Source organism: Rhizobium sp. TH2, assembly GCF_024707525.1.
Classification (GTDB): Bacteria; Pseudomonadota; Alphaproteobacteria; order Rhizobiales; family Rhizobiaceae; genus Rhizobium_E.
On the sequence record NZ_CP062231.1, the window covers coordinates 2,754,154 to 2,779,379 of the forward strand.

Annotated in this window: 28 protein-coding genes; 5 read left to right on the forward strand and 23 right to left on the reverse strand. The window is 60.8% G+C overall.

Annotated features, from left to right (window positions below; translation table 11 throughout):
• Nucleotides 1-3: 3 nt before the first annotated feature.
• The 6 genes from IHQ71_RS13790 to IHQ71_RS13815 form a co-directional block, all read right to left on the reverse strand.
• Nucleotides 4-765, reverse strand: a complete 762-nt coding sequence (locus IHQ71_RS13790) for a sugar phosphate isomerase/epimerase (protein WP_258162510.1) — start codon at nucleotides 763-765, stop codon at nucleotides 4-6.
• Between the two features lie 50 nt (nucleotides 766-815).
• Entirely contained in the window at nucleotides 816-3,260 is a 2,445-nt protein-coding gene (locus tag IHQ71_RS13795) for a glycoside hydrolase family 2 protein (RefSeq protein ID WP_258162511.1), read from the reverse strand.
• Nucleotides 3,261-3,293: 33 nt separating this feature from the next.
• Nucleotides 3,294-4,379 (reverse strand): ABC transporter ATP-binding protein, encoded by a 1,086-nt coding sequence (locus IHQ71_RS13800; protein ID WP_258162513.1) that lies wholly within the window; start codon nucleotides 4,377-4,379, stop codon nucleotides 3,294-3,296.
• A gap of 3 nt (nucleotides 4,380-4,382) precedes the next feature.
• The gene (locus IHQ71_RS13805) at nucleotides 4,383-5,210 is read right to left on the reverse strand and encodes a carbohydrate ABC transporter permease (RefSeq protein ID WP_258162837.1); all 828 of its coding nucleotides are present in this window, start codon (nucleotides 5,208-5,210) and stop codon (nucleotides 4,383-4,385) included.
• A 103-nt stretch (nucleotides 5,211-5,313) separates the two neighbouring features.
• Nucleotides 5,314-6,219 carry a carbohydrate ABC transporter permease gene (locus tag IHQ71_RS13810; protein ID WP_258162515.1) on the reverse strand — a complete coding sequence of 302 codons (906 nt, stop codon included), beginning with the start codon at nucleotides 6,217-6,219 and terminating at the stop codon, nucleotides 5,314-5,316.
• A 149-nt stretch (nucleotides 6,220-6,368) separates the two neighbouring features.
• Nucleotides 6,369-7,604, reverse strand: a complete 1,236-nt coding sequence (locus IHQ71_RS13815; RefSeq protein WP_258162516.1) for an ABC transporter substrate-binding protein — start codon at nucleotides 7,602-7,604, stop codon at nucleotides 6,369-6,371.
• Nucleotides 7,605-8,022: 418 nt separating this feature from the next.
• Here IHQ71_RS13815 and IHQ71_RS13820 point away from each other — a divergent pair, with 418 nt between their 5' ends.
• Complete coding sequence (locus IHQ71_RS13820) at nucleotides 8,023-9,072, forward strand: LacI family transcriptional regulator (RefSeq protein ID WP_374989992.1); 1,050 nt, start codon at nucleotides 8,023-8,025, stop codon at nucleotides 9,070-9,072.
• Between the two features lie 12 nt (nucleotides 9,073-9,084).
• Here IHQ71_RS13820 and IHQ71_RS13825 read toward each other — a convergent pair whose 3' ends face one another.
• Nucleotides 9,085-9,303 (reverse strand): hypothetical protein, encoded by a 219-nt coding sequence (locus IHQ71_RS13825; RefSeq protein ID WP_258162519.1) that lies wholly within the window; start codon nucleotides 9,301-9,303, stop codon nucleotides 9,085-9,087.
• 141 nt (nucleotides 9,304-9,444) lie between these two features.
• On the opposite strand from IHQ71_RS13825, the gene IHQ71_RS13830 reads away from it, so the two are divergent.
• Nucleotides 9,445-10,929, forward strand: a complete 1,485-nt coding sequence (locus tag IHQ71_RS13830) for a winged helix-turn-helix domain-containing tetratricopeptide repeat protein (RefSeq protein ID WP_258162520.1) — start codon at nucleotides 9,445-9,447, stop codon at nucleotides 10,927-10,929.
• A gap of 88 nt (nucleotides 10,930-11,017) precedes the next feature.
• Here the strand turns inward: IHQ71_RS13830 and gndA are convergent, their stop codons facing one another.
• Nucleotides 11,018-12,454, reverse strand: a complete 1,437-nt coding sequence (gene gndA / locus IHQ71_RS13835) for an NADP-dependent phosphogluconate dehydrogenase (RefSeq protein WP_258162521.1) — start codon at nucleotides 12,452-12,454, stop codon at nucleotides 11,018-11,020.
• 257 nt (nucleotides 12,455-12,711) lie between these two features.
• Here gndA and IHQ71_RS13840 point away from each other — a divergent pair, with 257 nt between their 5' ends.
• Nucleotides 12,712-13,119: an SRPBCC family protein gene (locus IHQ71_RS13840; protein WP_258162523.1), complete on the forward strand. Its 408-nt coding sequence runs from the start codon at nucleotides 12,712-12,714 to the stop codon at nucleotides 13,117-13,119.
• Between the two features lie 3 nt (nucleotides 13,120-13,122).
• Here IHQ71_RS13840 and IHQ71_RS13845 read toward each other — a convergent pair whose 3' ends face one another.
• The 11 genes from IHQ71_RS13845 to IHQ71_RS13895 form a co-directional block, all read right to left on the reverse strand.
• Nucleotides 13,123-14,046, reverse strand: a complete 924-nt coding sequence (locus tag IHQ71_RS13845; protein WP_258162524.1) for a glutaminase — start codon at nucleotides 14,044-14,046, stop codon at nucleotides 13,123-13,125.
• A 76-nt stretch (nucleotides 14,047-14,122) separates the two neighbouring features.
• Nucleotides 14,123-14,548 (reverse strand): L,D-transpeptidase, encoded by a 426-nt coding sequence (locus IHQ71_RS13850; RefSeq protein ID WP_258162526.1) that lies wholly within the window; start codon nucleotides 14,546-14,548, stop codon nucleotides 14,123-14,125.
• Between the two features lie 187 nt (nucleotides 14,549-14,735).
• Complete coding sequence (gene cbiB / locus IHQ71_RS13855; protein WP_258162527.1) at nucleotides 14,736-15,716, reverse strand: adenosylcobinamide-phosphate synthase CbiB; 981 nt, start codon at nucleotides 15,714-15,716, stop codon at nucleotides 14,736-14,738.
• Nucleotides 15,717-16,925 carry a threonine-phosphate decarboxylase gene (locus tag IHQ71_RS13860; protein ID WP_374989993.1) on the reverse strand — a complete coding sequence of 403 codons (1,209 nt, stop codon included), beginning with the start codon at nucleotides 16,923-16,925 and terminating at the stop codon, nucleotides 15,717-15,719.
• The gene (locus IHQ71_RS13865) at nucleotides 16,925-18,217 is read right to left on the reverse strand and encodes a cobyrinate a,c-diamide synthase (protein ID WP_258162528.1); all 1,293 of its coding nucleotides are present in this window, start codon (nucleotides 18,215-18,217) and stop codon (nucleotides 16,925-16,927) included. The genes IHQ71_RS13860 and IHQ71_RS13865 overlap by 1 nt, the downstream gene beginning before the upstream one ends.
• Nucleotides 18,214-19,056 (reverse strand): uroporphyrinogen-III C-methyltransferase, encoded by an 843-nt coding sequence (gene cobA / locus IHQ71_RS13870; protein WP_258162529.1) that lies wholly within the window; start codon nucleotides 19,054-19,056, stop codon nucleotides 18,214-18,216. Before cobA ends, IHQ71_RS13865 begins: the two co-directional genes overlap by 4 nt.
• Before the next feature lie 135 nt (nucleotides 19,057-19,191).
• Complete coding sequence (locus tag IHQ71_RS13875; RefSeq protein WP_258162530.1) at nucleotides 19,192-19,512, reverse strand: type II toxin-antitoxin system RelE/ParE family toxin; 321 nt, start codon at nucleotides 19,510-19,512, stop codon at nucleotides 19,192-19,194.
• On the reverse strand, nucleotides 19,509-19,754 hold the full coding sequence (locus tag IHQ71_RS13880) for a type II toxin-antitoxin system ParD family antitoxin (RefSeq protein WP_258162531.1): 246 nt from the start codon (nucleotides 19,752-19,754) through the stop codon (nucleotides 19,509-19,511). The genes IHQ71_RS13875 and IHQ71_RS13880 overlap by 4 nt, the downstream gene beginning before the upstream one ends.
• Nucleotides 19,755-19,820: 66 nt before the next feature.
• Complete coding sequence (locus IHQ71_RS13885; RefSeq protein WP_258162532.1) at nucleotides 19,821-20,771, reverse strand: nucleoside hydrolase; 951 nt, start codon at nucleotides 20,769-20,771, stop codon at nucleotides 19,821-19,823.
• A gap of 90 nt (nucleotides 20,772-20,861) precedes the next feature.
• Nucleotides 20,862-21,257, reverse strand: coding sequence for a cobalamin biosynthesis protein (locus IHQ71_RS13890; RefSeq protein WP_258162533.1), 396 nt, complete (start codon nucleotides 21,255-21,257; stop codon nucleotides 20,862-20,864).
• A 3-nt stretch (nucleotides 21,258-21,260) separates the two neighbouring features.
• Nucleotides 21,261-22,181, reverse strand: coding sequence for a hypothetical protein (locus IHQ71_RS13895; protein ID WP_258162534.1), 921 nt, complete (start codon nucleotides 22,179-22,181; stop codon nucleotides 21,261-21,263).
• 142 nt (nucleotides 22,182-22,323) lie between these two features.
• Between IHQ71_RS13895 and IHQ71_RS13900 the strand changes: the two genes are divergently transcribed.
• Both IHQ71_RS13900 and IHQ71_RS13905 read left to right on the forward strand, forming a co-directional pair.
• A complete protein-coding gene (locus IHQ71_RS13900) occupies nucleotides 22,324-23,109 on the forward strand; it encodes a TSUP family transporter (RefSeq protein WP_258162535.1) in 786 nt (261 codons plus the stop codon).
• Nucleotides 23,110-23,198: 89 nt separating this feature from the next.
• The gene (locus IHQ71_RS13905; RefSeq protein WP_258162536.1) at nucleotides 23,199-23,474 is read left to right on the forward strand and encodes a type II toxin-antitoxin system ParD family antitoxin; all 276 of its coding nucleotides are present in this window, start codon (nucleotides 23,199-23,201) and stop codon (nucleotides 23,472-23,474) included.
• 44 nt (nucleotides 23,475-23,518) lie between these two features.
• On the opposite strand, the gene IHQ71_RS13910 is transcribed toward IHQ71_RS13905, so the two are convergent.
• The 4 genes from IHQ71_RS13910 to IHQ71_RS13925 all read right to left on the reverse strand — a co-directional run bounded on the left by IHQ71_RS13910 (nucleotide 23,519) and on the right by IHQ71_RS13925 (nucleotide 25,194).
• Nucleotides 23,519-23,938, reverse strand: coding sequence for a helix-turn-helix domain-containing protein (locus IHQ71_RS13910; RefSeq protein ID WP_258162537.1), 420 nt, complete (start codon nucleotides 23,936-23,938; stop codon nucleotides 23,519-23,521).
• Between the two features lie 62 nt (nucleotides 23,939-24,000).
• Nucleotides 24,001-24,633: a cob(I)yrinic acid a,c-diamide adenosyltransferase gene (cobO, locus tag IHQ71_RS13915; RefSeq protein WP_258162538.1), complete on the reverse strand. Its 633-nt coding sequence runs from the start codon at nucleotides 24,631-24,633 to the stop codon at nucleotides 24,001-24,003.
• 1 nt (nucleotide 24,634) lies between these two features.
• The gene (locus IHQ71_RS13920; protein WP_258162539.1) at nucleotides 24,635-24,922 is read right to left on the reverse strand and encodes a Txe/YoeB family addiction module toxin; all 288 of its coding nucleotides are present in this window, start codon (nucleotides 24,920-24,922) and stop codon (nucleotides 24,635-24,637) included.
• Nucleotides 24,919-25,194, reverse strand: a complete 276-nt coding sequence (locus IHQ71_RS13925; protein ID WP_258162540.1) for a type II toxin-antitoxin system Phd/YefM family antitoxin — start codon at nucleotides 25,192-25,194, stop codon at nucleotides 24,919-24,921. Before IHQ71_RS13925 ends, IHQ71_RS13920 begins: the two co-directional genes overlap by 4 nt.
• Nucleotides 25,195-25,226 lie beyond the last annotated feature (32 nt).

Below are 25,226 nucleotides of genomic sequence, written 5' to 3' on the forward strand. Positions count from 1 at the left end.
TCCTCAGAATGCCTTGATGGATGCGATCGAACGCGATGCGCAGCGTTTGATGTCGTTGGGATTGTCGTGCTCGACGACGAAGTGGCGCGCCTTGGTAGCCTTGAACGCCTGCCAGAGCGTCTTCCAGTCGACGGTGCCGTGGCCGACATCGGCCCAGCCGCCTTCGTCTTCGGCCTGGCCGGCCGGCGCAATGTCCTTCACATGGACCGAAGTGATCCTGTCCTTGTAGCAGTCGATGAATTTCAGCGGATCGGCGCCGCCACGGATGACCCAGGCCACATCGATTTCCCAGCTGAGGCCCGGGCCGGCTTCGAAGATGCGATCATGCGGCAGCGAACCGTCGGACAGTGCCACGAATTCGAAATCGTGGTTGTGCCAGCCGAAGTCGAAGCCGGCGTCCTTGAATGGCTTGCCGGCCTTTTCAAGCCGGGCGCCGAACGCGGTCCAGCCTGCCGCGTCCTTGGGGCGATCGTCGGGCATGATATAGGGGCAATAGACGGCATCCATGCCGAGCGTCTTGGCGATATTGAGCATCTTGGCGGTTTCGTTTTCGAGCTGGTCGATGCCGAAATGGCCGGTCGCCATCTTGACGCCGGCCGCATCGAGTTCGGCCTTGAGCGCCTTGACGCCCGCATCATCGAGATCGCCATACATGCCGCCGAAGCCCTCGACTTCCTTGTAGCCGACCGAGCCGGCAAGCTTGATCACGTCGCTCATCGGGGGAAAGTTTCTGCCGCTGTAAAGCTGGAGCGAAATATCTGTCATCGGTCATATCCTCTTTGCAAATGGGCGCTGGGTACGCCCGGAATGGGCGATCATTCCGCCGTCTGGCAGGAATAGAGATCGCGGATGGTGAATTCGGCCTCCGCAGCGCTATCGGCGGGGACGAAGGTTATGGTCTGGCTCTCGCCGGCTGTCAGGTCGAGCACATTGTCCGAGAACCGGCCTTCGATACTGGCCTCGATCATCACGAAGAGCGCCAGCGCCTTGGACGACAGCGCGATTTCGTGACTGCCATCCGCCCGGCGCGTCGTGCGAGCCGAAAGGCCCGACGGCTCGAGTTCGAGCTGCTTGTAGGTGCCGGTGACATGATGCCCCCTGCCCGACGATCCGTCGGATGCCGTGAAGAACCAGGCGAGCAGGCTGCCCTCGGGAATGCTGTCGGCGGGGATAGAGATCAGTGTGGAGGACGCATCCGGCCGGCAGGTGCCGCGTGCCGATGTCAGCGGCGTACGGCGGCCGTCCATCGACACCGTGAAGAATTCGGCCGTGACTTCGGTCAGCGTCACCCGGTCATTGACAATGGCGATGTCGATCGCCGAACCATCTCCCGACGGGATGGCGAAGATGTTGACCGGCTCGAAGAAGCGCCGCGCCTGGTAATGCATGGCCTTCCAGTTGCCGCCGTAATCGAGGCTCGCCCAGGAGGCCACCGGCCAGGTGTCGTTGAGCTGCCAGATGATGGTGCCCATGCAATGGGGCTTCAGCGAACGCCAGTATTCGACTGCGGTCTTGATCGCCAGTCCCTGCTGGATCTGGCTGAGATAGACGAAGTTCGGAAAATCCTTCGGGAAGCGGAAGTAGCGGAACATCGTGCCCGCAATCCGCTCGTTGCCGCCGACATTCTTCTGATGCACCTCCATGACGGGAGAGGCGATATTCTGGTCCTTCCTGTCCGAGAACCCATCGACAAGCAGGTTCGACGTATAGGACTGGAAGCCGAATTCCGAGCAGAAGCGGGGCTTCACTGTGCGGTAGTGATCGAAGGACTCGTTCTCGTGCCAGACCGACCAGAAATGCATGTCGCCGGATCCATCGGCATGCCAGGCATCGCCGAAATTGAGATAGCCGCAGGACGGGCTCGACGGCCACCAGAGGACGTCGGAATTGGCCTTCATCGCCGCCACCTCGATGGTGCGGTTGAGCCGGTCGTAGGAGACCAGATAGCGGTCGCGATCCTTCTTCGAGCACTCATACCAGCTGAGCGCCCCGACCAGTTCATTGTCGCCGCACCAGACGACGATCGAGGCGTGATGCGACAGGCGCCGGACCTGATAGTCCACCTCGATCGCGACATTGTCGAGATAATCAGGCAGCGAGGGATAGAGATTGCAGGCGAACATGAAATCCTGCCAGACCATCAGGCCGAGCCGGTCGCAGGCATCGTAGAACCAGTCCTGCTCATAGGTGCCGCCGCCCCAGATGCGGATCATGTTCATGTTGGCATCGACGGCGGATTTGAGCAGCGCCTCGGTCTTTTCGGGGCTCGTCCGGGAAAACAGCGCATCGGCCGGAATCCAGTTCGCACCCTTGCAGAAGATTTCGCGGCCGTTGACGCGGAAGGCGAAGCGGCTGCCCGCCTCGTCCTTGTCGGTCAGCAGTTCGACGGTGCGGATGCCAACTTGCCGCCGCGCATGGTCGCCGGGGATGGTGACATCGACGTTATAGAGAGCCTGTTCGCCGCTGCCGGCGGGCCACCAGAGCCGCGGCTGCTCGATCTCGAACCTTTGGTGTACGAGGGTCTCGCCGGCATTGACGTTGACATCGATCCGCACCTTCTCGCCGTCGAGATCGAAATCGACAGGCAGGACGCACGGATTGACTGCGAAGAAGGTCACGGCGACATCGAGTTCGACCGAACCGTTCGGGCGATGCATCTGCTTGACCATGACATGCTCAATGCGCGCGAGGTCGAGCTTGCGGAGTTTCACCGTGCCGTAGAGCCCCATCGGTGCGAGCGCGATATTCCAGTCCCAGCCGAAGTCGCAGGCCGGCTTGCGGAGCATGTTGCCATAGGGAATCGGGCAGTTCTTGCTCCAGGGAATCTCGAACGGCTGACGGTCATAGACTTCCTTGCCCGCTCGAACAGGCGAGTGAAGGATGACGTCGATCGTATTGTCGCCGGCCAGTAGGTATTTCGACACATCGGGCCGGTAGCGGCGGAAGCAATTGTCGCATTCCAGAACCATTTCGCCATTGACGCGGATCGTGGCGACCGTATCGATGAAATCGAGATCGAGATACCAGCTGCCGGCGAGATCGGCGATGTCGAGCTGGAAGGTGCGCGTCAGCTTCCAGTCCTGATGTGCGACCCATTGGACCTGGGCCTCGTTCTTGCCGAAATACGGGTCGGGGATCACGCCCAGCGCCTGCAGCGCCGAGTGCACATCGCCGGGTATGGTGATCGAAAGGTCCGGGGATTGACCTTCGGAAGTAAGTGACCAAACGCCACCGAGGTCGATTTGGGTGGTTTCAGGCATTTCAAATTCTCCGGGACAAGACGACGGGAAACGTCAGATCCGCAATTCTGTTTCCGCATCGAAGAGCGATGCGAGGCTTAGGTCGAGGGAAAGCTTGATCTGTGCACCGACGGCGTAGCGCCGCGCGCCGGCGATACGGACGGAAATCGTCTGGCCGGCGAATTTCAGCCAGAGCAGGTTGTCGGCGCCCATCGGCTCCTCGATATCGACGACGGCATCGAAGGTCTTGGTGGCCGAGGGTTCGTCGACGGCGACATGCTCAGGCCGGACACCGAGCACGACCTTGCGGCCCGGCTCGACGGGGCCATCCGCCTTGTAACCGTTGAGCGGGATCTTCACGCCATTGGCATTGACCACGAGACCGCCCTCACCCGCTTCCAGTTCGCCCTTGAGGAAATTCATCGACGGCGAGCCGATGAAACCGGCGACGAACAGGCTCTTCGGCTTGTTGTAGATCGTCGAGGGATCGGCAAGCTGCTGGATGACGCCGCTCTTCATGATCGCGATACGGTCGGCGAGCGTCAGCGCCTCGATCTGATCGTGGGTGACATAGATCATGGTGTTTTCGAGTGACTGGTGCAGGCGCTTGATTTCAACGCGCAGTTCCGCGCGCAGCTTGGCGTCGAGGTTCGAGAGCGGCTCGTCGAACAGGAAGACATCGACGTCGCGCACCAGTGCACGGCCGATCGCGACGCGCTGGCGCTGGCCGCCCGAGAGTTCCGACGGCTTGCGCTTGAGCAGCGGCCCGATCTGTAGGATGTCGGAGGCACGCTTGACGCGCTTTTCGATCTCCGGCTTCGGCATCTTGGCGACCTGCAGGCCGAAGGAGAGATTCTTCTCCACCGTCATCTGCGGATAAAGCGCGTAGGACTGGAACACCATGCCGATGCCGCGGTCCTTGGGCTCTTCCCAGGTAACGTTCTTGCCCTTGATGAAGATCTGGCCCTCGGTCGGCTCAAGCAGGCCGGCGATGCAATTGAGCAGCGTCGATTTCCCGCAGCCGGACGAGCCGAGCAACACCAGGAACTCGCCATCCTGAATGTCGAGATTGAGGGTTTCCAGCACTTTGACGGCGCCGAAGCTCAGGGACAGGTCCTTGATCGATACTGAAGTTCCCATAGTTTAACCCTTCACTGCGCCGGCGGCGATGCCGCGGACGAAGAGACGCCCCGACACGAAATAGACGATGAGCGGCACCGCGCCTGTGAGCAGCGTTGCGGCCATGTTGACATTGTATTCCTTCACGCCCTGCACCGAATTGACGATGTTGTTGAGCTGCACCGTCATCGGGTAATATTCCGGACGGGTGAAGACGACACCGAACAGGAAGTCGTTCCAGATGCCGGTGATCTGCAGGATCATCGCGACCACGAAGATCGGCAGCGACATCGGCAGCATGATGCGGAAATAGATCTGCCAGAATCCGGCGCCATCGATGCGCGCCGCCTTGAACAACTCCTCGGGCAACGAGGTGAAGTAATTGCGGAACAGGAGCGTCAGGATCGGCATGCCGAAGATCGAATGGACCAGGATCAGGCCGGTCAGCGTGCCGTAGATGCCCATTTCCCTGAGCACGATGACGATCGGATAGATCATCACCTGGTAGGGAATGAAGGCGCCGACGATCAGGATCGTGAAGAAGATGTCCGCGCCCTTGAACTTCCAGTTCGCCAGCGCATAGCCATTGACCGAGGCGATCAGGATCGAGATCAGCGTCGATGGCACGGTGATGCGGACGGAGTTCCAGAAGCCGCGCGACAGGCCATCGCAGTTCAGCCCGGTGCAGGCCTGCGACCAGGCCTTGACCCAGGGTTCGAAGGTGATTTCCATCGGCGGAGCGAAGATATTGCCAAGGCGGATTTCCGGCATGCCCTTCAGCGACGTCATGACCATGACGTAGAGCGGCAGCAGATAGTAGAGCGCCGCGAAGATCAGCGTGCCGTAGAGCATGATGTTACGGCCGGAAAAGGTACGGCGGGGCTTGGGGCCACGCGGACCGCTGAATTCGGAAATCGCCGACGGCAGGTTGTTGTCGGATACGAGAGCGATGGTATCAGGCACGCTTGCGTCCTCCGAATTCCAGGTAAGCCCATGGCACGATGATGATGGCGACGGTGAGGAGCATCATGGTCGAGGCCGCGAAGCCTTGGCCAAGATTCTGCGCCTGGAACATGTAGTCGTAGACATATTTCGCCGGCACTTCCGACGCGATGCCTGGACCACCCGATGTCTGGGCGACGACGAGGTCGTAGACGCGCACGATGCCGCTGGCGATGATGACGAGCGTGGTGATGAAGACAGGCCGCATCATCGGGATGACGATGAAGAGATAGGTCTTCCACATCGGGATGCCATCGATCCGCGACGCCTTCCAGATATCCTCGTCGATACCGCGCAAGCCGGCGAGCAACAGGCACATTACGAGCCCTGTGCCCTGCCAGAGTGCTGCGATGAGGATACCGTAGATGACGATGTCGGCGGTGTAGAGCGGATCGAAGTCGAAACTGGTCCAGCCAGCCGCACGGATTACGGACTGGATGCCGTATTCCGGGTTCAGCACCCATTGCCAGACAAGGCCGGTGACGATGAAGGACAGTGCGAAAGGATAGAGGTAGATGGTGCGAAACGTGTTCTCGAAGCGGATCTTCTGATCCATCAGCGCCGCGAGAACGAAGCCGATCACCAGGCTGAAGATCAGCATCAGGATACCGTAGATCGCCAGATTCTGGATCGATATGACCCAGCGCGGGGCATCCCAGAGCCGGTCGTACTGATCGAGACCAACGAATTTCAGGCGCGGCAAGAGCTTCGAATTGGTGAAGGAATAGGTGATCGTCCAGACCGTGCCACCGAGGAAAATCACCACCGCGGTGAGGATCATCGGGATCGAGGCAATCTTCGCATTGAGATTGCGGAAAAGCTTGTTCGGCCTGCCGGCATGGGTCTTTTGGCCCGTCATGGGTCAGTCTCCTCATTCACGATCGAAAGCCATCGCCCTGCCCCATGGGACAGACACGCGTCCGGCATAACCTTCGCCTTCAGCCCCGTCATAGGGGCGCGGAAAAACCGGCCGGCGGCATCTGCCGCCGGCCGGGATCGGGGATGATCTTAGTCAGCCGAGCCGATGATCTCGGCGAAGCGCTTCTGCGCGTCTTCGGGAGTCATCGACGGGTTGGCGAAGAATTCGGAGAACAGGTCTTCCTTCTGCTTCTGGCTGTCCGGCGAAAGCAGCTGGTCGGTGCCTTCGATCACATTGCCCTTGGCAAGGATTTCGAGACCCTTCTTCATGCAATCGTTGGCGGCGGCCAGATCGACGTCGCCGCGAACCGGCAGCGAGCCCTTCTTGAGGTTGAACGCAACCTGGGTGACCGGGTTCAGCAGCGTCGAAGCCAGCACGTCCTGCGCCTTGGACTTTTCTTCGTCCTTGAGCAGCGGGAAGTAGAAGGCATCACCACCGGTGGAGATGATTTCGTTCACACCCAGCCCGGGTAGGCAGGTATAGTCCTTGCCGGCGACCTGGTTTGCGACCTGGAATTCACCCTGCGCCCAGTCGCCCATGATCTGGCCGGCAGCCTTGCCGGTGATCACGAGGTTGGTGGCCTGGTTCCAATCCTGCACATTGGTGCCCTTGGACATGCGGCGTGCGTCGTCGGCAGCCTTGAAGACCTTGGCAATATCAGGTCCGGCAGCGACCGTCTCGTCCTTGTCCTTGAACACCTTGTAGAAGGTATCCTTGCCGGCGATGGCGACCATCAGCACGTCGAACGCGCCTGCGGCCTGCCAAGGCTGGCCACCAACCGCGAGCGGAATGATGCCTTTGGCTTCGAGCGCAGGCGCCGCGGCCACGAATTCATCCCAGTTCTTCGGCACGGCGACACCAGCATCGGCGAATGCCTTGTTGGACAGCCACAGCCACTGCCAGGAGTGGATGTTGACCGGCGCGCAATAGATCTTGCCGTCGATCGTGCAGCTGTCGAGCAGGCTTGCGGGGCGGATGAGTTCCTTCCACTTTTCCTTCTCGGCAATTGCGGTCAGGTCCTTCATCAGGCCGGCCTGCGCCAGTTCCTCGGCCTGGCGGCCATGGTTGAACTGGGTTGCCCCCATCGGATCGCCGCCGGTGATGCGGCTGATCATGATCGGACGGGCAGTGCCGCCCGAACCGGCGATAGCGCCGTCGATCCATTTGTTGCCGGTGGCATCGAATGCCTTGGCGAGTTCGGCCACGGCCGCGGCTTCGCCACCAGATGTCCACCAATGCGTGACTTCGAGATCGGTCGCGTTCGCGATGCCGCCCCCCAGCGCCACGGAAGCCGCGAGCGCTGCTGCAAAATAACGAGCCTTCATGAGTTCTCCTCCCTCACTGAAACGTTGCCGGAAAAACTTATGCGAATTGCCGGATGTCCGCAACAGGCACGATGAAGTTTTCCGTCGATTTAATGAAATGCAATTTATAATTGTAATAAAACGGTCGAAAATTCTCTAAATCGTTTTAAATGACGTATTTTATGCACAGCGCACAATAGCCCCTATCTTGATGAAATATAATCATAATTTGCCATTTTCATTTAATTCAAAGGTCGAATTAATGTTCGCAGGCGCAAAATTTTTTCAGGTCGCGATTTTTTGCACCGCAAGATAGAAATCTGAAACAGAGCGAAAATATCGCTCGACATTTCACCTGTAACGTTACAGATTTTTACGATCCCTGAGGAGGAGATGGTGTTTTTGGCGGATTTGAGCCATAGACAGCACGCATACGGGAATGGACGGAATGAGAAGCATGGTTCAGTCCGGCCAGGGGCCGGCGCCGGGAGAGCGGCCGACTCTCAAGACGATCGCCTTCATGACGGGCCTCGGGGTCACCACTGTGTCGCGTGCGTTGAAGGACGCCCCCGATATCAGCCAGGAAACCAAGGAACGCGTGCGGCTAGTCGCCACCCAGATCGGCTATCATCCGAACCGCGCTGGCGTGCGGCTGCGCACCGGCAAGACCAATGTCATCAGCCTGATCCTGAACATCGACGAAGAATTGATGGGCCTGACCTCCCATATCGTCTACGGCATTTCGGAAGTTCTCGCCTCGACAAACTACCACCTTGTCGTCACCCCGTACAGGAGCGACCGCGACCCGATGGCGCCGGTGCGCTACATCGTCGAGACCGGTTCGGCGGACGGCGTCATCCTGTCCTCGATAGAGCCAGAGGACCCGCGCGTAAAACTGCTGCTCGAGCGCAACCTGCCCTTCGCCACCCATGGCAGGACCGAGCTTGGCGTGCCTCATCCCTATCACGACTTCGACAATGAGGCCTATGCCTATGACGCGGTGCGCAAACTGGCCGAACGCGGGCGACGCCGGCTTGCCATCCTCGAACCCTCGCCTCGCTTCACTTTCTTTCACCACATGCGCGCCGGCTATCTTGCGGGCCTGAGGGATTTTGGCTGCGAGCGCGTGCCGCTCCGCGATGCGAACATCCACGATCCGCTTCAGGTCGTCTATCGGGCAACCATGAACCTGCTCAGGGATAATCCGGAGACGGACGGCATCATTTCAGGATCGAGCGCGGGCGCGGTGGCGATTTCCTCGGCGCTTGCCGCGGCCGGCCGGCAGGTCGGACGCGATATCGACATGGTCTCCAAGCAGCCCGCCGACCTGCTGCGCTTCGTCCGGCCGGAAGTGATCACCGTCAACGAGGACATCCGCCTCGCCGGCCGCGAACTCGCCAAGGCCGTCCTCGGCCGCATCGAAGGCGTCGCGCCGGAACAGTTGCAGAGCATCTGCATGCCTGACGGACGGCTGATGTTTCCGCACTAGGCTGCGGTCACCTCACCAGTCGGGATCCCGGCCTTCGAGGTCATCGTCCGGGACGATCCGCGGTTGCCGGCGAAGACTGGTATAGGGGTCCACGTAGGCCATCCTTAGTGCATCGCCCATCAAAAGGGGCATCGCGTTGATCGATGCGCCGATCGCAAGCCATGGAAGGCTCAGCCGTGGCAGTTTGAGGTGTCGGATGGTCCTCGGGGCGGTGGTGGAGATGTCGGTCATGATATCCTCCTGTGACCGTGAGAATGACACCGCTTGCGACGCAGGTCCTTGGCTCGGACCTGAAGAGTCCTGAACAGAACTGAAGTTCGCCTTGAGGATCATCTTGAGTTATCTTGCCCGCGAGGAACGGGGTCTCGGCCAATGGACCTGGAATTTGGCAACTATCGTTTGAAACGCGCCGAACGGCTGCTGCTGGGACCGCAAGGCCCGGTGGAGCTTTCGGCGCGTTCCTTCGACATCCTCGCCATGTTGCTCGAGAAGCCTGACGAGGTGATCGGCAAGAGCGAACTTTTCGATGTGGTCTGGCCCGGCCTGGTGGTGGAGGAGAATACGCTGCAGGTTCACGTTTCTGCGCTGCGCAAGCTGCTGCCTGCCGAGATGATCGTAACCGTGCATGGTCGCGGCTACAAATATGCCGGTCCCAGACCATTGACGGCTGCAGCAGAGGCTGCGGCGCCCTCCAGACCGTCCATCGCCATACTCCCTTTCGACAATATGAGCGGCGACCCCGAGCAGGACTATTTCAGCGACGGTATTACCGAAGGCATCATCACCGAGCTTGGCAAATTCAAGGAATTCCTGGTCATCGCGCGGAACTCTTCCTTCAAGTTTCGCAAGGCCAATGACCTGGCCGAGGTAGCAAGGAACCTTGGCGTCCAGTACGTCGTCGAAGGCAGCGTGCGGAAGATCGGCAACCGGGTGCGGATCAGCGTGCAACTCACCGATGCCTCCTCGATGGCGCATATCTGGGGCGAGCACTACGACCGGGAACTCGACGACATTTTCGCGATCCAGGACGAAATCACCCACATGACTGCGACCCGCCTCGCCCGGCAGGCCAGAACCGCATTCGTCTCACGCGCTCGAGGCCGGCCGACGAGCAACATGACAGCCTACGAGCTTTACCTACGGGCCCTGCAGCTTGCACCTGTTTATGACACATCGCACGAAGCAGAGCCCTTCTTGCGCCAAGCCATAAAGCTCGATCCGGAGTTCGCTGCGGCCCACGCCATGCTCAGCGTTGTGCAGTCAATCAAGTTCTTCTGGGTCTTCTACAATCCCGGACTTTTCCAGCCAGCGCTGGAGATCGCAAGAACAGCATTGCAGCTCGATCCCGACGAGGCGTACGGGCATCTCGCGACGGGCCTTGCACTTTTGTACTTACGCCAATTCAGGCAATCCGAGCTCAGTCTCGACCGGGCCCTCTCGCTCAATCCAAACGACCCGTTCATACTCACCGTCCACGCTCTTCTGCTCAATTTCACGAACAGACCGGATGAAGCGCTCGAAGAAATAACCGAGGCTCAGCGCCGCGATCCATACGCCGTGGGTTGGTATGAGGATTTTTGCGGCATCATATTGACGACGGCTGGACGATATCGCGAGGCAATAGCCTCCTATGGGAAAATGGCGACTGTACCATCGTGGTCGCTCGCTCGTCTTGTCGTCTGCCATGCGGAACTGGGCGAAATCGAACCCGCGCGGGACGCGCTGGCCAAACTCAAGGCACTCTGGCCCGAACGAAGCGTGGACGAGATCGTCGTGTCTGAAGTCGATTACTATGAGGATCCCGATGTGTGCAGCCGCTATCGCGCGATCCTGCGGCGCATTGACGGGCTGGAATAGGCTTCGCCCGGACCGTGGGCGTGACGAGCCCCAGAATGAAAAGAGCGGGCGATATGCCCGCTCTGTGAGCTCTCGGCCATGATTGAGCTTACGCGAAATCCGCCAGCCCGCTGCCCCACGGGCCGTGATGCTTCTCCACGCCATCGACGCGGTCGAAACCATGCGCGCCAAAGAAGTCGCGCTGGGCCTGGATCAGGTTCGCCGTGCCGCGTCCCCGGCGATAGCTGTCGAAATAGCCGAGTGCCGAGGCAAGTGCCGGCACCGCGAGCCCGTTGAGTGCCGCCGTCGAGACGACACGGCGGAGCGCACCGTCTGTCTCCTTCACCAGCGCCGCGAACGCCGGCGTGATGACGAGGTTGTCGGCATCCGGCATGGCGCGGAAGGCCGAGGTGATGTCGTCGAGGAACTGCGAGCGGATAATGCAGCCGGCGCGCCAGATCTGCGCAATCGTGGGCATCGGCAGCGACCAGCCGAATTCCTTGGAAGCCTCGCTCATCACGGCGAAGCCCTGCGCATACGCGCCGATCTTGCCGGCCAGCAGTGCCAGTTCGAGATCGGCGATCAGCTGGTTGCGGTCGATGGATTTGATCTGCTCGGCACTCGGCAGGCCAAGAACCGTCTCGGCATGCTCGCGCTGCTTCTTGAACGACGACAGGCTGCGGGCGGCGACAGCGGCTTCGATGCCGGTGGCCGGCACGCCCATGTTCTGCGCCTCGATCGCCGACCACTTGCCGGTGCCCTTCTGGCCCGCCTTGTCGACGATCATGTCGACCATCGGCTTGCCAGTGATCGGATCGTTCTTGCTGAGCACAAGTTCCGAGATCTCGATGAGATAGGATTCGAGCCGGCCCTTGTTCCACTTGCCGAAAATATCGGAGCATTCCTTGGCGGAGAGGCCGAGGCCGTCTCGCAGGATGCCGTAAATCTCGGCGATCATCTGCATGTCGGCATATTCGATGCCATTGTGGATGGTCTTGACGAAATGGCCCGCGCCGTTCTCGCCGAGCCAGGCGCAGCAATCCTCGCCCTTGAACTTGGCCGAGATCGAGGTCAGCACCTTTTCGACGCGCTTGTAGCTTTCCTCGGTGCCGCCGACCATGATCGAAGGACCGTGGCGCGCGCCCTCCTCGCCGCCGGAAACGCCCATGCCGATGAAGGTCAGGCCGGAATCCTTGAGGCTGTCGAAGCGGCGGATCGTATCGCGGAAATTCGCGTTGCCTGCGTCGATGATGATGTCACCGGCGGACAAATCCTTTTTGAGGCCCTCCATCACCTGATCGACCGGCGCGCCGGCCTGTACCATGATGATGACGGGACGCGGCGGACGAATCGAGGCTACGAATTCCTCCATCGTCTTGCAGGGAATGATGCGGTCGCGCAGGTCGCCGGCCTCGGCGTAGAATGTGTCGGTCTTGTCGGGGCTGCGGTTGAATACCGCGATGCGATTGCCCTTCTCTGCGATGTTGAGCGCGAGGTTCGAGCCCATCACGGCAAGCCCGATCAAACCGATTTCCGCCTGTTCCACGCGTCATCTCCCTAATCATTCAAGTTGCTGATTTTGGCCGGACTATAGGCGCGGCACGCGTGCCGAGGCAAGGCGTCATCGGGGATGTCGAAGGAGAAAATCAACGAATGACTGGATCGCTTTCTCCGCTTCTGGCGACACACGCTGGGATCGTTCGCGATAGAGGTGGCGTGCAACGAGACCTGAACCTATCTCCGCCGCTGACGTTGACTGGCAGCATTCATCGATAGATTGGGATCGCAGCCAGGGAGATCGATATGTCCACCATGCAAGCCCGCATCATCCACATCACCATTGACCGCGACTGGCACGACGTCGCGAAATACGTGCTCAATCCGGAGAATATGCCGCATTGGGCGGCAGGCCTTGGCGCGGGTCTGGACAAGCGCGGCGATCATTGGGTCGCCGATGGCGGGCCGCTGGGTGAAGTCCAGGTTCGCTTCGCGCCGGACAATGACTTGGGGGTCGCCGATCACGAAGTCACGCTGCCCGACGGCAAGAAGTTCCACAACGCGCTCCGCGTCGTACCGAACGGCGACGGCGCCGAAGTGATGTTCACCCTGCTACGGGCGCCCGGCATGTCGGATGCCGATTTCGAAAGTGACGCGGATCACATCGACAAAGATCTCAAGACGCTGAAATCGCTGATCGAAAAGGCGGCGTGAGACTCAGCCGAAGATGGACCACCCGGTGCGTCTGGCGAGGCTCTCCAGCGCCTTGGTCCCCGTCGCGGAATTGCCGTTAGCATTCAACCCCGGCGACCAGACGGCGATCGCAGCCTTGCCCGGCGCGATCGCCAGGATGCCGCCGCCCACGCCGCTCTTGCCCGGCAGGCCCACCCGGAAGGCGAAATCACCCGAGGCATCATAGTGCCCGCAGGTCAGCATCAGCGCATTGATGCGGCGCGCCCGCTCCCATGAGACGACGCTGCGCCCACCCTGCGTCAGCAGCCCGCGATTGGCGAGAAACAGCCCGGCTCTCGCGAGTTGCACGCAGTTCATCGACAGCGCACATTGGTGAAAATAGACGCCAAGCGTCTTCTCGACCGGATTATGGATATTGGAGAACGCGTGCATGTAATTGGCGAGCGCCGCATTGCGGAATCCGGTCTGCTGCTCGGATCGCGCCACTTCCGCATCGATGATGATCGAATCGTCGTCGGTCAGATAGCGCATGAAGCTCAATATCTCGCCCAGCGTCTCGCGCGGCTGGTGGCCGGAAAGCAGCGTATCGGCAACCACGATGGCGCCGGCATTGATGAAGGGATTGCGCGGTATGCCGTGCTCCTGCTCGAGCTGGACGATGGAATTGAACGGCGTGCCCGAGGGTTCGCGGCCCACCCGTTTCCACAGACCCTCGCCCACCCGGCCGAGCGCCAGGGTCAGCGTGAAGACTTTCGAGATGCTCTGGATCGAAAAGGCTTCCTCGGCGTCGCCCGTCACATGGATGTCACCATCCACCGTCACGACGGCCATGCCGAATTTCTTCGGATCGATCTTGGCGAGTGCGGGAATATAATTGGCGACCTTGCCCTCGCCGATATGGTCGGCGACATCGGCAAGCACATCCTTGAGAACGTCTTCCAGCTGCATTCCTGTTCCCCTGCCGGTCAGGCCTCCCCTTTACGGGTTAGCCTATTCCACGCAAGAGAAAAAGTGGCATTCGCCCTCAGCGAGTGATGATGACCTTGGTATTCCTCAGGCCATACTTTTGCGCAAGGCTGAAGAAGACCGCGGCATTGTTCGGATGCAGCCGGATGCAGCCATGCGAGGCCGGGCGGCCCAGACGCTTGAGGTCAAAGGTCGCATGCACGGCGTAGCCGCCCTTGAAGAAGATGGCATAGGGCATCGGCGCATTGTCGTATTTGCGCGAGCGGTGATGGCGCGACGCCCAATAGGCGCGATAGCTGCCGGTGGGCGTGACATAGCCGCGGCGCGCCGTGGAAATCTTCCACTTGTGCCTGACGAAGCCACCATCAGTCACGGTCATCGTCTGCGAAGAAAGCGAAATGCGGGCAGTAATGGTTCCAGCCTGTGCGCCGGAGAGAAAGCCGAATGCAAGCAAGGTCAAAACGACCGCAAGAAATCTATGCATGATGATCTTCCCTAATAGCTGTTTGCTCACAACAAACTCCGCCCCGAGAAGGCCTATTCTAGACACTTTTGTGCCACAATGGATTAAAGGGACTGGTTAACGGCGGGATAACGATCCGATAAGGTTAACTTAGAAACAGGCAACCGCCTGCAAGCACGGTTCCGCTCAAGCAGAATAGAGAGCGATCTCAAAGCACTAGAATGAAAAACAACGCCGTCATGGGCACGAGCACGGTAAATATGCTGCACGCCGCCCAGAAGACCTCGATCGCCGAATCTATGTCTGTCGGACCGATATTCTTGCGCCCGGCCGAGTTTTGCATCGGCTCCATCACCTCTTCGCCGGCATAGGTCCGGGGACCTGCGAGTGCGATGTCGAGCGAACCGGCCATTGCCGATTCCGGCCAGCCGGAATTAGGTGAGCGATGCAGGCCATGATCCCGCAAGGCCACGCTGATCGACTGCCGCGCTGACGGCTTGCCACGCCGGAACCACGTGCCGAGCGCGATCAACACGGCCGAAAGCCGGGCAGCCGGCCAATTGGCGATATCATCGAGCTTCGCCGATGCCCAGCCAAACTGCCGGTAGCGCGGCGTCATGTGGCCGATCATGGAATCGGCGGTATTCAGCATCTTGTAGGCAAAGAGGCCCGGCAGGCCGAACACGGCGTAGAACAGCGCAGGCGCCACGACGCCGTCGGAAAAGTTCTCGGCCAGGGTCTCTATCGCCGCCCGGCAAACGCCTGCACGATCCAGCGTATTGGGGTCGCGCCCGACCACCATGGAGACAGCCCTGCGCCCGCCGACAATGCCCTCCTTGCGCAACGCTTGCGCCACGGCACCGACATGGTCGACAAGGCTCTTCTGCGCCAGCAGCACGGCGACGACGATGATCTCGGCGACGACGCCGAAGAAGCTGGCATAGACGAACAACCGCGACATCAGCACGCCGGCCATCACGCTCGCGATCAGCAATGCCAGGATCGCCATGATGCCGTAGGCGCGCCGGTCGCGTTCGCTTAGGCCCCTATGATTGAACTGCCGCTCGCAGAAGCCCACGGCCCTGCCGAACAGGACGACGGGATGGGGAATGCGCGACCACGCACTTTCCGGATCACCCACCGCCCGATCCACGAGCAGGGCAAGAAACAGCACATAAAGTGTGTACATTCAATCTCTTATGGAGGCCAGCGCTTGCGCGAGCCGCCGATCCCCCTGTTCATCCGGCGCCAGTCCGATCCTAAGCCAGTCCCCGGCATAATCGAACTTCCGCACCAATATATGCAAGCGCGCCAGATGTTCAAATAGGTCTTGCGCGCGATTGTGGCGGACAAGCGCAAAGAGTTCCGTGCCGCCGACGGTTTCCAACTCTGCCGCATGAAGCACGGAGGCGAGCGCCGCCTGCCGTGCCTGGATATCCGAGAGGATCCTCTTCCGGTCGCCCCGCATCAGCTCATTTGCGAGATAGAGCGCCGGGCCGGACACCGCCCAAGGGCCGAGTTCGGCTTCGATGGTTTCCAGTGCCTCGGGAACCGCGAACACGAAGCCGAGCCGCAATCCGGCAAGCCCGAAGAACTTGCCGAACGACCGACTGACCGTGACGCCCCCCGTTTCCCCGGCGAGAGCAGCCAGCGACAATTCCGGCCGCGCATCGCCAAACGCCTCGTCGATATGCAGATGGCCGCCCTGCTTGCGCATCCGGGCCGCCAACCCGGTCAGTTCCCGCCGCAGGAACGTGCCGCCGGTGGGATTGTTGGGATTGACGATGACCAGAGCGCCATGATCGCCGGTCAATTCATCCAGCGAGCCGATTGCATCGACAGTCATACCGGCCCGGCGGAAGCAATGGGCATATTCGCCATAGGTCGGCGAGAGGATCGCGACGGGGCGATCAGCGGGTATGAGCTTGGGCAGGATCTGGATGAAAGACTGGGTGCCCGGGACTGGGAGAGGGAGGTTTCCAGAAACGTGGTTTTGCTCGGCATCACCCCCCTCTGCCCTGCCGGGCATCTCCCCCTCAAGGGGGGAGATTAGCAAGGGCGCCCCCGACGCGCCGATCCAGCCGAGGTCTGCGATATTTTCGACATTTGCTTCGGAGTGGTGTGCTTGCGTCTGGTCGATCTCCCCCCTTGAGGGGGAGATGTCCGGCAGGACAGAGGGGGGTGAGCCAGCAGCTGAAAGATACCAATCCCGCGCCGCCTCCCGCGCCGCCCGCTCCAGCGCCTTGTCCGGCAACCTGTTCCAAACCGCCTCCGGAATCTCCGGCAGCGCCACCATGTTGGGGTTGATCCCGGTCGAAAGATCCAGCCAGTCCTTCGGCTCGCCGCCATAACGCGCGCAAGCAGCGGTCAGACCGCCGCCATGGGTGATGCCAGCCATCAGGCGCCCGCCCCGGCGAGGTCGATCAGGTGCATGTAGGAACCCGACACATTTCCCCGCACCAGCCCCGCCAGTCCGACCGGTTCACCGGCGGCATCCACGGCATCGAAGAGCCGTTCGGCCTGACCTTCATGCACGACGGTGGAATAATGGAACTCGTGCGCCGAGAGCCGCGTACCCGCATAGGGTCCGGCGAGCGCCGTGACCTTGCGGTAGCCGAGATGCCGCTTGCGCGTGGCAAAGCTGGTGGTCAGCGGCAACAGCCCCAGCATCGGCCATTCCGTGCCTGACGCATCGACAAGCGCCTCACCCAGAGTCATGTAGCCGCCGCACTCACCATAGATCACCGCACCGGAGGCCGCGCGATCCAGCATCGATGCACGGAAAGTCTCCGCGGCACTCAGCCGGCCGGCATGCAGTTCCGGATAGCCGCCCGGCAGGAACACCGCATCAGCCGTTGCATCCGGACCTTCGTTGGCTAGAGGCGAGAAAAACGAGATCTCGGCACCCTCGGCCCGCCAGCCATCCAGGAGATGTGGATAGATGAAAGCAAAGGCTTGGTCGCGCGCGATCGCCACGTGGCGTCCTAGCGCCGGAACCGTGCAATCCGGCTTTTGCCCGGAGACTGCTTCGCGCGCAGCAAGCGCCGCCAGCGCATCGACGTCGCAAGTCGAGGTAACAACATCAGCTGCGTGGTTCATGAAGGCCTCGATGCCCTCGATCTCCTGCGCCAACACGAGCCCAAGATGCCGCTCGGGCAGGCCGAGCAGCTTGTCCTGGTAGATCACCCCGAGGATCGGCACGGCAAGACCAGCCAGCCCGGCACGCAGCATGGATTCGTGGCGCGCGCTGCCAACCTTGTTGAGGATGATCCCTGATATATGCAGGTCCGCATCATGCGAGATGAACCCGCGCACCATCGCACCCACCGAATGGGAAAGCCGGGCGCAATCAACCACCAGCACCACCGAGAGATCCAGCAGCTTGGCGAGGCTTGCCGGCGAGCCGGTATGATCGGCGGCGCCATCATAGAGACCCATCATCGCCTCGATGACAAGCGGCCCTTCGCCCGACGCCTGAAAACCCAGCAGCTCGGGCCGCATCGCCCAGGGATCATAGTTGAGGCAGGTCGCACCGCAGGCAATGGCGTGGAATGCCGGATCGATATAATCGGGCCCGGCCTTGCCCGGCGTCACGCCGATGCCCCGACGGCTCAATGCCCTGAGCAGCCCGAGCGTCACAGTCGTCTTGCCGGAACCGGAGGACGGAGCGGCGATCAGCAAGCCGTTCATGCCGGATCCCTGAGGCTCTCGGTGCCCATCGGGTCGCTCACCAATTGCTTGCCGCCGAGGGCGCCGAGCCAGTCGAGCCCATCACGCAAGCGCACCACCTCGCCGACGACGACGATTGCCGGCGGTTCGAGCTTGGCTGCCTCACAATCGGCGACCGCCGTTCCAAGCGTGCTTTCGAGCACAGTCTGCTTCGGCGTCGATGCATTGCAGACGAAGGCCACGGGCTCCTGCGGTGACCGTCCTGCCTCGATGAGATGCCGCGTGATCTCGCCGATATGCTTCATCGCCATATACATGACGATCACTGGCGAGCCCTTGGCGATCGATGGCCAGTCGATGCGGTCGGGCACGAGGCCCGAGGAATCATGCCCTGTCAGGAAGGTCACCACATGGGTGATCGCACGGTGGGTCACCGGAATGCCAGCATAGGAGAGTCCGCCAATGCCCGCGGTGACACCCGGCACGATGCGGAAGGCGATGCCGTGATTAACCAGCATCAGCGCTTCTTCGCCGCCACGCCCGAAGACGAATGGATCGCCGCCCTTGAGCCTGAGCACCCGCTTGCCCGCGCGCGCAAGCTCCACCAGCCTGAGAGAAATATCACGCTGCTTCGGCGACGGTTTGCCACCGCGCTTTCCCGCATATTCGAGCACGGCGCCCGGCCGCGCCAGCCTGAGGCAGCCTTCATCGACCAGCGCGTCATAGACCACATGATCCGCCTCGCGCAGCGCCTTGACGGCGAGCAGCGTCAGCAGCCCGGGATCACCCGGTCCGGCGCCGGTGAGCCACACAGTACCGGGCTCGAAGGCCGGCAGATCGGAAAAAAGCACGTCGTCCATCGTCATTTCCTATGCCGCGACAGGCATAAACGCAATCCGCCAATTCTTGCCGACGCTACGATGGACGGCAGGACGGCATGCGTCTGGAAACGTCAACGGTTTTGCTTCGTGCGCGACGCAATCGGAATCTGCGCATCAGTTCTCGCCGGTAAACCTTTGAATGGATTCGAAAAGCTCATCGTCGATATCACGAGCCTGATGAAACACCCTGATGATCGCAATTCCACCGTCCCATTCCATGTAGAAGATCACATGGCTCTGATAGAGCCGGCTGCGGATACCATCGCCGAGTTCCTGCCGAAGGCGTCCGAGGAGAGGCTTGGCTCCTGCCACGAGAAAGCTCGCATAAAAGCCTTCGATATATCGGTCCGCCTGGGCTTCACCCCACTCGCCGAGCGAATAGTCATAGATATCAACCAGATCCTCTTCAGCATCCAGCGAAAGGATATAGTTCACGCGCGCACCCTGCGCGCCATCGCCTTGGCCTTGATGTCCGCAGGCGTAGCGGTACTGATGCGACCATTCCGGATCGATTCGATGCCGCTCTCAATGTCCCGGCGAAGTGCCTCGAGCTTAAGGAAATGCTCCTGCTGACGGCGCAGCGCGTCGCGCACCACTTCACTGGCATTGTTGAAGTTGCCTGACGCGACCTGCTCGGAGACGTATTCTTCCCAGCTCTTTCCCAGCGAAACGTTCATGCCAGCCTCCAGAAGTTCTGAAGGCCAGCATAACAATAGATAGCAACTATTTCCACACCGATCCGTTCACTGCCGGACCAGCGTCTCCTCGACGAGCTTCATTGCGCCTGCTGCATCGACATCCGTGCAGACCAGTTGGCTTGGCAGGCCATCCCACTCGCTCTTGCCGAACGTCATGCCCTCAGGCTTCTGGACAGTCATGCCCTCGCCGATGCCCGTGGTCAGCACGCGCACCACGCCGGAGCGGGTGGTGAACAGTTCGCGAGCAACAAGGTAGACGCAGGCGCAGGTGTCGTGCACCACCATGCTGTCGCGCACCTGGCCCTTGTAGAAATCGATGTAGAATTGCGACAGCCGGTCGAGCAATTCGACGTCCTTGCCGCCTTTGCGCGCAAGCTCGGCCATGGTCTGGCGCGTCATCGTCGTCTTGAGCGTCACATCGAGGCCGACGACCACCACCTTCCAGGGCGCGATCATCACGGCATCGGCGGCTTCCGGGTCGCCATGGATGTTGGCCTCGGCGGCGGGCGTCACATTGCCCGGCACGTCGATCGCGCCGCCCATGATGATGACTTCCTTGACGAGGCCCGTGATCTCGGGCGCGGCCTTCAGCGCATTGGCGAGGTTGGTCATCCGGCCGACGGCGACGAGCACGATCTCGCCCGGGTTGGCCTTGATCGAGTCGATGATGAACTGGTGGGCCGAGCGCGGATCGAGCGGCACATCGACGACATCGGGGACGCCGATATTGCCGAGCCCGTCATCGCCGTGGATATAGGCCGGGAACGGATGCGTCGCCCTGCCTGGTTCATACTGTTCGGCGGCACCCTTGGCTATCGGCGCCGAAATACCCCATTGCTGCTTGAGATATTGCGCATTGCGCGTCGTCGTCTCGATCGAGGCATTGCCGAAGGCGGTGGTGATGCCGATCAGGTCGATCTCGGGATGGCGCGCGAGAAAGAGCAGGGCCATGGCGTCATCGACGCCGGGATCGGTGTCAAAAATCACTTTATGCATATGAGAGCCCGTCCAATTTTTCTTGTTGTTTGAGATGCGCAGAGCTTTCGCAAAGCCCGCGCCAAATTTCCAGTCATTTTTAATGAATGGTCACGTGCTACGAGCCGCTTCGGCCACCGCGATCGTCACGCCACCCGACTTGGTCTTCTCGACAACCAGCACGCCAGCCGGCCCGGTCGCCGCAAGCGCGGCGGCTTCCGCCACGCCATGGCAGCCGATCCGCTCGAAAAGCGCGTCCGACGGGTTGGCAAGCCGTGGCGTCTCCTGCTCGAGCCGTGCCGCATCGAAGACAATCACCGAGACGCCGAAATAGGATGCGACGGCCTGCACGGCCGGATGCTCGGCACGGCCGAAGACCGTTGCGATCGCCAAGACGGCTTCGTCCTGTAGACCGGCCACGGAAAGCGCCTGCATCGCCGCATCGGCAGCCTCGCGGCCCGAAGCGGTTTGCGAAACACCCAGGCCGATCACGAGCTCGCGCTTCACGTTCTATCCTCCCAAAGTCGGCGTCGGCGCCGCGGCCTTGATCGCCTCGATATCGGCCTTGTAGCGCTCCGTCATCCGCGCTGCGGTTTCGGCATCGAACCTGATCTTTTCGGATTTCGAAAAGCGCTCGAACGGCAGCAGCACATAGCGCCGGCCGATATGCTGGATCGACTTCCGCGCCCCCGCCGACCAGCCGATTCTCCCGGCAATCCCGTTCCAGCGGCGGTAGGCATTCACCATGCCCTTGCCGATCGACATGTTCTTGTTGGGCGGCGAGCGCCCAGCCTCGCCGAGCGCTGCCATGATTTCGGGAAAGGCCCGGCTGAACAGCCCATGCGCGTCCTTGACGAGATCGGCATGATCGTAGATCTCGACGCGCTCTGTTCCGAAATGCTTTCGTAGCGAGGCCACGGCCGGCGCCCATGTCGCCTTTTCCAGATTGTAGGCACGGACGAATTTCTCGAATTCCATGTCGTTGCCCATCCTGACCTGCTGGACGTACCAGGAAGGCAGGAAGCCAGCGAAATCGCGGATGAAATAACGGACCTCGACATCATACCCTTCAAGCGCCTCGGCCATCAGCCGCGCCGATTCCTCGGCTTTTGGCAGGAAGGTCTTGTTGCCCTTGACCGCCGGCTTTCCAAGCAGGCCCTCGTTCGAAATGATCAGCGTGTGCACGTTGTTCTGCTCGAACAACGTCTCGATCAGTTTACGGACCTGCTTGATCTCCTTCTTCCGGCCGCCCTCACCCTTGAGATTGGACAGCATGATGCGGATATCGTCCGCCTCGCGCTTTTTTCGCGAAACCGCGGGAAAATAAAAACCGGCCTTCAGCATGCGCTCGCGGTTGTCATAGAGCAGGTGCTGGAAGCTGGTGGAGCCCGTCTTCGGTGCACCACAGTGGATAATGATCTTTCGGGCCATCGTTCGTCCATTGGAAATCTCGCGGAGGATTGACATTTGCCGAGGCTCGGCGTCAAGCCAAAAGCATGTCCGGCTCTCGACAACACTTGAAGTGCGGAGCCGGCTTGGGCAATGTGCCCGCGCATTCAAATCGAGCCCCGCCTTGCCTGAAATCACCCTTTATCTTCTCACCCTTCTCTTCATCGCGGCATTCCTGGCCGGCTTCGTCGATGCGATCGCCGGCGGCGGCGGTATGATCTCGGTTCCGGCCATGCTGCTAGCCGGCTTCTCGCCCATCGAAACGCTCGGCACCAACAAGCTGCAATCGCTGTTCGGCTCGGGCTCCGCGACGCTCGCCTATGCGCGGGCCGGCCATGTGAATGTCAGGTCGCAATTGCCGATGGCGCTGATGTCGACACTGGGCGGAGCACTCGGCGCTGCCCTGACCACATTCGTGCCGGGCGACGTGCTGCGGGCACTGATGCCGATTCTGTTGATCGCCATTGCACTTTATTTCCTGCTCAAACCCAATATCAGCGATGTCGACCAGCACCAGAAGATGACGCCATTTCTCTTCGGTCTGACGCTGGTTCCGCTCATCGGCTTCTACGACGGCATCTTCGGCCCCGGCACCGGCTCTTTCTTCATGCTCGCATTCGTAACCCTGATCGGCTTCGGCCTGCTGAAGGCGACCGCGCATACCAAGATGCTGAATTTCGCCTCGAATATCGGCGCGTTCGCGGTCTTCGCGTTTTCGGGCGTCATCCTCTGGAAAGCGGGTCTGGTCATGGGCATCGGCCAGTTCCTCGGCGCCCAGGCAGGCTCGCGCCTCGCCATGAAGAGCGGCGCGAAGATCATCCGCCCCCTGCTCGTCACCGCCTGTATCGCGCTGGCGATCCGGCTGCTCGCCGATCCATCCAACCCTGTGCGTAGCTGGATTGGCGTGTAAGGCAGGCGGATTGGCGCACAGAGCCTTTCAAGACCAGCCCCGCGCCAGCCGCCTGTGGTCATGTCCGGCGTCTTGGATAGGAGCACGCCATGGCCACCACCAATCTGGGTCTCGGGGATCACTGGGACCAGTTTATCACCAAGCAGGTCGCAAGCGGCCGCTACGATACGGCCAACGAGGTCATTCGCGAGGCCTTGCGCGCGCTCGAAGCCCGTGAGGCGAAGCTTGCCACGCTGATCGCCCATCTCGAAGCCGGCGACGCCATGGATATCGAGGGATTCGACAGCGATCTGTCGATCGAGCAACTGATCGAAGAGCTCGATGCCGAACTTGATTCGAACACATCAGACAAGATCAGGCACTGACCATGCCTTCGCGCCGGGCCTTAAACATGGTCGGCGCTAAGCCTTCAATGATCCGCCTCGCAATGGCTGTGATCGCTCAACACCTCGATGATTCGGCAATCAGCCGCAATGCCTGAGCGATGGCCTTCCAGCATCCGCTCCAACTCGCCCTTCAGCCGCGTCAGCCGAACGATACGCCGCTCGACATCGGCGAGCCTGTCGGCCGCGATCCGGTCGGCGCCATGGCACGGCTTCTCGGGATGGTCGGAGAGATCGATCAGGCTGCGGATCGCATCGAGCGAAAAGCCCATCTCGCGCGCATGGGCGATAAAGCCCAGCCTGTCTCGCGCTTTGGCCGAGTAACGCCGCTGTCCGCCGCCGGTGCGCGGTGCCGCAGCCATCAGCCCGATATCCTCGTAATAGCGGATGGTCGGCACCTTGACGCCGGTCGCGCCGGCCAGTTCACCGATCGAAAATTCTTTCATACCAAAAACCTCCAGTCTCTGGAGATATGATGGGCCTGCCAAGCCGGAATTTCAATAACCCGTCAGAACTCGACGCCCTTCTGACCCTTGATCCCGGAGCGGAATGGATGCTTGATCAATTCCATCTCGGTCACGAGGTCGGCGATCTCGATCAACTCGTCCTTGGCGTTGCGGCCGGTCATCACGACGTGGCACATCGGCGGCTTTTCGTTCTGAAGAAATGCGATCACCTCCGCCACATCGAGATAATCGTAGCGCAACGCGATATTGATCTCGTCGAGCAGCACCATGCTCTTTTCGCCCGAGGAAATCAGGTCCTTGGCCTTGGCCCAGGCCGCCTGCGCCGCCGCCACGTCGCGGGCGCGGTCCTGCGTCTCCCAGGTGAAGCCCTCGCCCATCGTATGGAACTCGCAAAGATCGGCGAAATGCCGGTCGATCAGGTCGCGCTCACCGGTCTCCATCGCGCCCTTGATGAACTGCACCACCGCGCAGGGCATGCCATGGGCGATATGTCGGAAGATCATCCCGAAGCCCGCCGTCGACTTGCCCTTGCCCTTGCCGGTATTGACGATGATCAGGCCCTTCTCGCCGACTTTGGTCGCCATGATCTTGTCCCGCGCGGCCTTCTTCTTGGCCATCTTCTCGGCATGGCGGGCGTCATCATGGACGATGGTCTCGGTGGTTTCTTCGGTCAATTTATTTCTTTCTGTCGGGAAGCACATAATGGAAACGGCAGAACAGAACTTCCAGCGTCTGGTCTTCTCCCCTGCCGTAGACGCGATATATAAACCGATGTTCGCCAGAAATGCGTCTCGACCATAGCCCTTGCATCTCACCGCGCAACGGCTCGGGTTTTCCGAGCCCCGTGAACGGATTACGCATAGTGTCCTTGATCAGGGCATTTATCTTTTCGATATATTGCCAATCGGCCTGCTGCCAGTGGATATAGTCGAGCCATGCGCGTGAAGACCAGCATAGCCTCACTGCGCAGCTTCCGCGTCTTTTCGCTCGACGATGTCATGTTCGACCAGCTTGCCGGCATTCATCTCCGCGATCGACTCGCGAAGTAGCTGGGCATTCGCAGGATTGGACGTGAGATGCAGGGTTTCCATCATGCTCTCATATTCCTCCTCCGACATGACCACTATCGCCTTGCGATTGTTGCGCGTCACGAACAGAGGCGCACGGCTGTTCTCGACTTCATCGAGGTGAGCCGCGAGATTTTGGCGGAAATCAGAAACATTGACGTAAGACATGACAATCTCCTTTGTACGTGAATATGTACAAC